This window comes from Gordonibacter sp. 28C (genome assembly GCF_003339845.1).
Classification (GTDB): Bacteria; Actinomycetota; Coriobacteriia; order Coriobacteriales; family Eggerthellaceae; genus Gordonibacter.
The window spans coordinates 1-1,639 of sequence record NZ_PPTR01000025.1 but is presented as its reverse complement, the minus strand read 5'-3'; the positions used below and the strand labels follow the sequence as shown (position 1 = coordinate 1,639).

Sequence of the window (1,639 nt, the reverse complement as noted above, 5' to 3'; positions counted from 1 at the left end):
AAGACGATATGAGTAGAACATTGTGAGCCCCTACTTCATATCGTCTTCTCATTTGACCGTGGATCTTTGGGCTGATAATGGTCGCGTCCATACAACCGGCAATTCTTCCCAGGTTGCCACATATACGAGAGGGGCTCACCATGAACCATGTTACTTCAATCGGCCTTGATGTCCACGCACGTTCTATTACCGCAGTTGCGCTCGATTCGATTACGGGAGAGGTTCGCTCGCAAAGGTTCAAATACTCGCCTGCAGAAGTCGCCTCCTGGATCTCTCGGTTCGAATCGCCTAAAGCAGTCTACGAATCGGGCGTTACGGGATTCCACCTCGTGCGCGCTTTGAGGGATCTCGGCATAGACTGCATCGTGGGAGCGGTATCGAAGATGCAGCGCCCCGCATCCGACAAGCGCAAGAAGAACGACCGCAACGACGCGGAGTTCCTGGCGCGTCAGCTCATGGCGCACAACATCGTGGAGGTGTTCGTGCCCGATGAGGAAACGGACGCCGCAAGGAACCTGTCGCGCGTGCTCGAAGACATACGGGACGACCTCACGCGTGCGAAGCATCGCTTGACCCATCTGCTTATCAAGTGGGGATATGTTTGGGACGAATACAACGAGGAAGGCAAGCGGCGCGGCGCGTGGACCCGGGCTCATTGGGAATGGATCAGAAAGATAGAGCTTCCAGGAAGCGCCGCGCAAGAGTCCCTCGACTATTACATATCCGAGGTTCGCCACATAGAGGCGCAGAAAAAAGCCATAGAGAAAAGGATCGCCCAATACGTGCAGCGTCCCCGCTGGAACGACCGGGTGGAGGCTCTTCGCTGCATGAAGGGGATCGAGACCATGACGGCGTTTGCCTTGGTGGTGGAGACGGGCGTGTTCTCCAGGTTCGATTCCGCACGATCGTATGCAAGCTGGCTTGGTCTTGTGCCCTCCGAGCACTCAAGCGGCGAGCATGTATCCAGAGGCGGCATCACCAAAGCCGGCAACTCCCACTTGCGCAAGCTCCTCGTAGAAGCATCTTGGCACTACACGAGAGCGACCAAGGAAAGGAAGAGAAAGTTGAACGATCCGATCGTGCCGTTTGCGGTATCCAGCCACGCGGCATCCGGCGTGAAGAGGCTGGTCGAACGGAGGCATCACCTCGCATACGAGCTGAGAAAGCGCCCTGTGGTCGCGAACGTGGCTACGGCACGAGAGCTCGCCTGCTGGATATGGGCGCTCGGGCGCATGAGCGAAGGGACGCTCGCCTAGACCCGGATCTCTTTCCCATGGCGTTCTTTTCTTGATCTTCCGGTCTGTATCGACTGGTCGTTGGATGCGATCCCAGATTTTTTTGTTGAGCGTCAGCTTAGCTGATATGCTCGCGGAAAGACTCTTCTTGTTCTGAAGGTGCGCGCATCCAGCCGTAGCAACGAAATGCGAAGCAAGGCCGATCAATATACGAGGCGATGATGCAGCCGCCTCACGGCGGGTGGCGCTAGCCCAAGGTCGGCAACCCGCGGATATTAAACTGCGAATACGAGCGTCGGTTTGACACTGCTTGTCGAGATCAGAGATCAAGTGAAGATAGATAGGCTCAAGCTGGAGCAAATCTCTGGCCTGAGCCTTTATTGCCTCTTGACAATGTTCTACTC

The 1,639-nt window shown here is 56.1% G+C and carries 1 protein-coding gene; it reads left to right on the top strand.

Annotation, left to right across the window (positions count from 1 at the left end; genetic code table 11):
• Positions 1–140: 140 nt before the first annotated feature.
• Positions 141–1,256, top strand: a complete 1,116-nt coding sequence (locus C1878_RS16380; RefSeq protein WP_114602632.1) for an IS110 family transposase — start codon at positions 141–143, stop codon at positions 1,254–1,256.
• The last annotated feature ends 383 nt before the right edge of the window (positions 1,257–1,639 follow it).

Excerpts from the sequence above, each read along its gene's own strand:
- C1878_RS16380 (WP_114602632.1), top strand. The coding sequence starts at position 141 with ATGAACCATGTTACTTCAATCGGCCTTGATGTCCACGCACGTTCTATT.